General features: G+C 46.8%; 7 protein-coding genes. 1 reads left to right on the top strand and 6 read right to left on the bottom strand.

What is annotated here, in order from left to right; translation table 11 throughout:
- The 6 genes from ytpR to thrS all read right to left on the bottom strand — a co-directional run.
- Positions 1-826: YtpR family tRNA-binding protein (gene ytpR, locus B3180_RS02705; protein ID WP_286842892.1), on the bottom strand; the 826-nt coding region annotated here is incomplete at its 3' end.
- Between the two features lie 13 nt (positions 827-839).
- Positions 840-1820 carry a phenylalanine--tRNA ligase subunit alpha gene (gene pheS, locus B3180_RS02700; RefSeq protein WP_011234641.1) on the bottom strand — a complete coding sequence of 327 codons (981 nt, stop codon included), beginning with the start codon at positions 1818-1820 and terminating at the stop codon, positions 840-842.
- A 123-nt stretch (positions 1821-1943) separates the two neighbouring features.
- Positions 1944-2297 (bottom strand): 50S ribosomal protein L20, encoded by a 354-nt coding sequence (gene rplT, locus B3180_RS02695; protein WP_011234642.1) that lies wholly within the window; start codon positions 2295-2297, stop codon positions 1944-1946.
- A gap of 13 nt (positions 2298-2310) precedes the next feature.
- On the bottom strand, positions 2311-2508 hold the full coding sequence (gene rpmI, locus B3180_RS02690; protein WP_054487561.1) for a 50S ribosomal protein L35: 198 nt from the start codon (positions 2506-2508) through the stop codon (positions 2311-2313).
- 73 nt (positions 2509-2581) lie between these two features.
- Positions 2582-3127 carry a translation initiation factor IF-3 gene (gene infC, locus B3180_RS02685; protein WP_011234644.1) on the bottom strand — a complete coding sequence of 182 codons (546 nt, stop codon included), beginning with the start codon at positions 3125-3127 and terminating at the stop codon, positions 2582-2584.
- A 19-nt stretch (positions 3128-3146) separates the two neighbouring features.
- Positions 3147-5063 (bottom strand): threonine--tRNA ligase, encoded by a 1917-nt coding sequence (thrS, locus tag B3180_RS02680; RefSeq protein WP_054487558.1) that lies wholly within the window; start codon positions 5061-5063, stop codon positions 3147-3149.
- A gap of 168 nt (positions 5064-5231) precedes the next feature.
- Here thrS and B3180_RS02675 point away from each other — a divergent pair.
- The coding region (locus B3180_RS02675) for a DMT family transporter (protein WP_286842887.1) at positions 5232-5640 on the top strand (409 nt) is incomplete at its 3' end.

Genomic DNA, 5640 nt, shown 5'->3' with positions numbered 1-5640 from the left:
TGTCGCCCTCTAACGCATCTAAGTCGAACGCATGCATTGGGTGACCCAGCTCTAGCAACACGTAGTTAGTGATATCAACGACCGGATCAATGCTGCGAATACCACTACGTCTTAATTTCTCTGTCATCCAGACAGGCGTTGGACGCGTTAAATCCACACCCTTAACAACCCGGCCTAAATAACGCGGACATTGCTCTGCAGCCGACAAAGTAATACTTAGTACGTCATCAATAGTTGCTTTCACTTCGCTGCTTTGTGGTGCTGACACATCCATACGATTCAACACACCCACCTCACGCGCTATACCTCTAATACTCAGGCAGTCACCACGGTTAGGTGTTAAGTCAATATCGATACTGTTGTCATCAAGCTGCAGGTACTTACGATAATCTTCGCCTACCGGAGCATCTGTTGGTAGCTCGATAATGCCTTCATGTTCATCAATCAGGCCTAACTCTTTAAACGAGCACAGCATTCCGTTTGATGGCTGGCCACGCAGTTTTGCCTTTTTGATTTTGAAGTCGCCGGGTAAAACTGCACCGACTTTAGCGACAGCAACTTTGATGCCCTGGCGGCAGTTCGGCGCACCACAAACAATATCAACAGGCTCGCCTTCGCCAACGTTAACTTTGGTAATTTGTAGTTTATCTGCGTCCGGATGAGGACCACATTCAATCACTTCACCAACGACGACGGTATGGAACTCATCGGCAACCGGCTCAACAGCGTCTACTTCAAGGCCTGCCATGCTGAGCTGTTCACTCAATTCATGACTGCTGATGTCGGGGTTAACCCATTCCCTTAACCATTGTTCACTGAATTTCATTGCTTACTGCCCGTTAGTTGAATTGTTTGAGGAAACGCAGATCGTTCTCGAAGAACGCACGTAAGTCATTCACGCCGTAGCGCAACATGGTAAGACGCTCAACGCCCATACCAAACGCAAAGCCGGTGTACTTTTCCGAATCAATGCCTACCGCCTTCAATACGTTTGGGTGCACCATGCCGCAACCTAAAACTTCGAGCCATTTACCGTCTTTACCCATTACATCAACCTCTGCTGAAGGTTCGGTAAACGGGAAGTACGAAGGCCTGAAACGCACCGTCAGCGACTCTTCGAAAAAGTGATTCAGGAAGTCTTCTAAAATTCCTTTTAATTGCGTAAAGCTGACGTCGGTATCAACCATTAACCCTTCGACCTGGTGAAACATTGGTGTGTGGGTCTGATCATAATCGTTCCGGTACACACGGCCCGGAGAAATGATGCGCAATGGAGGTTTTTCATTCTCCATAGTACGAATTTGCACACCAGAGGTTTGTGTACGCAGCATTGTTGAGGGAGTGAAATAAAACGTATCGTGATCAGCTCGAGCCGGATGATTCGCTGGAATATTCAGCGCATCGAAGTTATGAAAACCGTCTTCTACTTCCGGACCTTCTTTTACGCTAAAACCTAAGTCACCGAAAAACTGTTCAATACGACGAATAGTCTGAGTAACCGGATGCACACCACCTACTGCTGAATGCCGTCCGGGCAGAGTAACGTCTATCCGCTCCGCTTCCAGCTTTTGTGCTAACTCAGCCGCTTTCAATAGTTCTTTACGAGCATTGATACTCGTCTGAACTTGCTGTTTGGCTTCGTTAATTTTCTGTCCGGCTTCCCGACGTTCAGACGGATCCAGCTTACCCAAGCCTTTTAAAAGCTCGGTAAGCTGTCCTTTTTTGCCCATATACTCGACGCGGACTTCGTCTAACGCAGTCGGTGAATCTGCGGCCGCAATGGCCGATTCAGCCTGCTCAACAATTTGCTCTAGCTGCATCGTATCCCTCAACAACACAAGATAAATAATAAAGGCGCTATAATAGCGAATTTTCAATGAAAAAGGGAGCCAATTGGCTCCCTTCTGAATCTGTTTATTCTAACCAATAAAGGTCTTGAATAATTACAGTGCGCCTTTTGCTTTCTCAACCAAAGCGGCAAAACCGTTTTGATCATGAACAGCGATATCGGCTAAGATTTTACGATCGATTTCAATAGATGCTTTTTTCAGACCATTGATAAAGCGGCTGTAAGACAGACCGTTTTGACGAGCCGCAGCATTGATACGAACAATCCATAATTGACGGAATTGACGTTTCTTGTTGCGACGGTCACGGTATGCGTATTGACCTGCTTTAGTTACTGCCTGGACCGCTACGCGATAAACGCGACTACGGGCACCATAATAACCTTTCGCCTGCTTCAGGACTTTTTTGTGACGCGCTCTCGCGATTACACCACGTTTTACTCGTGCCATTTGCTATCTCCCCTTATGCGTACGGTAACATGCGAGCGACTAATTGAACGTCGGCCTCATGGACCATGTTCTTCGCGCGAAGCTGACGCTTACGCTTAGGGCTCTTCTTAGTCAGAATGTGACGCAAGTGAGATTGCTTGCACTTAAAACCACCAGAAGCAGTCTTCTTAAAGCGCTTGGAAGCGCCTTTGTTCGATTTCATTTTTGGCATGAAATTAAACTCCGCATTGTTGATAAAAGTGTGAAAGGGTGAGCCTGACAATCAGACTACTTGTAAACCACGATCACTTCTTGTTGGGTGCCAAGACCATAATCATCTGGCGCCCTTCGGCACGTCTTGGGAACGACTCAACAATTGAGATTTCTTCTAAATCGTTTTTAACGCGATTCAGCAATTCAATGCCCAACTCTTGGTGTGCCATTTCCCGGCCACGGAAACGGATAGTGACTTTGGTTTTGTCACCTCCCTCGAGGAAACGACGCAGGTTGCGCAGTTTTACCTGGTAGTCGCCCTCATCAGTACCAGGTCGGAACTTAACTTCCTTAACCTGAATCTGTTTCTGTTTTTTCTTCTGCTCTTTCTGTTCTTTACTCTTTTCAAAGAGGAACTTGCCGTAATCCATCAGGCGGCAGACTGGTGGTTCTGCGTTAGGGCTCATCTCCACCAAATCAACACCAGCTTCTGCTGCTGCATCAAGAGCCTCGTTAATACTGACGACACCAGCTTGTTCACCATCGGTTCCGATTAAGCGAACTTCATCAACGCCTGTAATTTGTTCGTTGATACGGTTTTTATCTGCAGCTTTCTGAGTTCTTTTTCCGCCTTTAATGGTTTATTCCTCCAAACAATTAATCAATTTTGCGAGTACGGACTTCGTCCTCTACACGAGTAATGAAGTCTTCTAACGGGAATTTGCCCAAGTCTTCACCACCACGTGTACGTACCGCAACCTCACCAGCTTCGACTTCTTTGTCGCCGACAACCAGTAAATATGGAACACGTTTTAATGTGTGTTCACGGATTTTAAAGCCTATCTTCTCATTTCTCAAGTCGGCTGATGCACGAATTCCCTTTTCGTTCAGGGTTTTGACAACTTTTCGCACATAATCGCTTTGATTATCCGTGATATTCATTAATACAACTTGCGTTGGCGACAACCACAACGGGAAGTGCCCTGCGTACTCTTCAATAAGAATACCCATAAAGCGTTCAAGTGAGCCCAAAATAGCGCGGTGAATCATAACTGGCGTATGTCGCTCGTTATCTTCGCCCACGTAAGTAGCGCCTAAACGCCCTGGCAACGCAAAATCGAGCTGTATTGTACCACATTGCCAGGCTCTGCCCAGACAATCGAACAAAGTAAATTCTATTTTCGGACCATAAAAGGCCCCTTCACCCGGTAAATAAGAGAAATCGATGTCATTATTCTTCAGAGCCTGAGCCAATGCTGTTTCAGAACGATCCCAGGTAGCATCGTCGCCTAAGCGTTTTTCAGGGCGCGTTGAAAGCTTCACATCAATGTTCTCGAAACCAAAGGTTTTGTAGGTTTCATAAACCATTCTGATGCAACCCGCGACTTCTTCCTGAACCTGCTCTTCAGTACAGAAAATGTGCGCATCATCTTGTGTAAAACCACGAACACGCATCAGACCGTGCAAAGCACCTGAAGGTTCATTACGGTGACAGCTACCAAACTCAGCCATGCGTAACGGCAAATCACGGTAAGACTTCAAGCCCTGATTAAAGATTTGAACATGGCCCGGGCAGTTCATTGGCTTAACGGCGTATTCGCGGTTTTCCGATGAAGTGGTGAACATCAGTTCTGAGAATTTCTCCCAGTGACCCGATTTTTCCCACAATACCCGGTCCATCATCATAGGACCTTTGACTTCCTGATAGTCATACTCGCGCATCTTTTCGCGAATGTAAGTTTCCAGCTCACGGAAAATGGTCCAGCCATTGTGGTGCCAGAAAACCATACCCGGCGCTTCTTCCTGCCAGTGGAATAAGTCCTGAGCTTTAGCAATTTTACGGTGGTCGCGCTTTTCTGCTTCTTCTAAACGCTGTAAATAGGCTTTTAACTGTTTTTTATCTGCCCAGGCCGTACCGTATATACGCTGCAGCATTTTGTTGTCAGAGTCACCGCGCCAGTATGCGCCGGCCATTTTCATAATTTTAAAATGTTGGCAAAATTTCATGTTTGGCACATGAGGGCCACGACACATGTCGACGTATTCTTCGTGATGATAAAGCCCCGGGTTGGCATCGGTTGGGATGTCTTCGTCCAGGATCTCTATTTTATAAGGTTCATGGCGTTCTACGAAAGTTTCACGGGCTTCTTTCCAACTGACCTTTTTCTTAATAACGGCATATTCCGTCTTAGCCAGTTCTTTCATCCGCTTTTCAAGCTTTTCCAGGTCTTCCTGAGTGAAAGTGTGATCAACGTCGATGTCGTAGTAAAAGCCATTATCGATGACCGGACCAATAGCCATTTTCGCATCTGGCCACAGCTGTTTTACCGCGTGCCCCATTAAGTGAGCACAAGAGTGACGAATAATGTGTACGCCGTCGTCATCTTTTGGTGTCACAATTTCAATGCGAGCGTCGTGCTCGATGACTTCACAGGCATCAACCAGCTCACCGTCAATACGGCCAGCGACCGTTGCTTTAGCAAGGCCAGCGCCAATATCGGCAGCCACTTCCATAATGCTTACGGGTTTATCGAATTCGCGTTGACTTCCGTCAGGGAGAGTAATTACAGGCATGAAACTTCCTTTCCAACCAGTGGTGACACCTACCAAGTGCCACGTGCTCTATTTTTGGTTTTAACTGTTCTATAGAAAAAACCTACGAAATTTTTTGCGTTCGGTACCATCGAACGCGAGACGCTACTATAATCGAGCGCTTACATTTGAGCAACCGCCGAGCCTGTTTTGACATCAGACATTGCCGGAGAATTGACCGGGCAACTTGCCGCTTTATTAGCCGCCAGTTTTTGGGCTGTCGCCACGCTGCTGTATCACCGCGCCGGTAGTCATTTCTCGCCCTTACAAATGAATTTGGTTAAAGGCGTTATTGCAACTCCCCTGCTTTTGATTGTGAGCCTGTTACTAGGTAACTCGCTGGAACTCAATTCCGGCCTTTGGTTACTTGCCCTAAGCGGTATTATAGGTATTACCATTGGCGACAGTTGTCATTTTGCCGCTCTGCGCCGTTTAGGCCCCTGGCACGCTATGTTACTGGAGTACCTGGCACCGCCACTGGCTGCATTCATGGCCTGGTTATTCTTGAATGACGGTCTATCCACCATTGAAATTACCGGTGCAGTCATAACCTTAAGCA

The sequence above is a fragment of the Idiomarina sp. UBA4206 genome (assembly GCF_002383015.1).
Classification (GTDB): Bacteria; Pseudomonadota; Gammaproteobacteria; order Enterobacterales; family Alteromonadaceae; genus Idiomarina; species Idiomarina abyssalis.
Note: the sequence above shows the minus strand (reverse complement) of the source record. Positions and strands in the feature narration are given on the sequence as shown.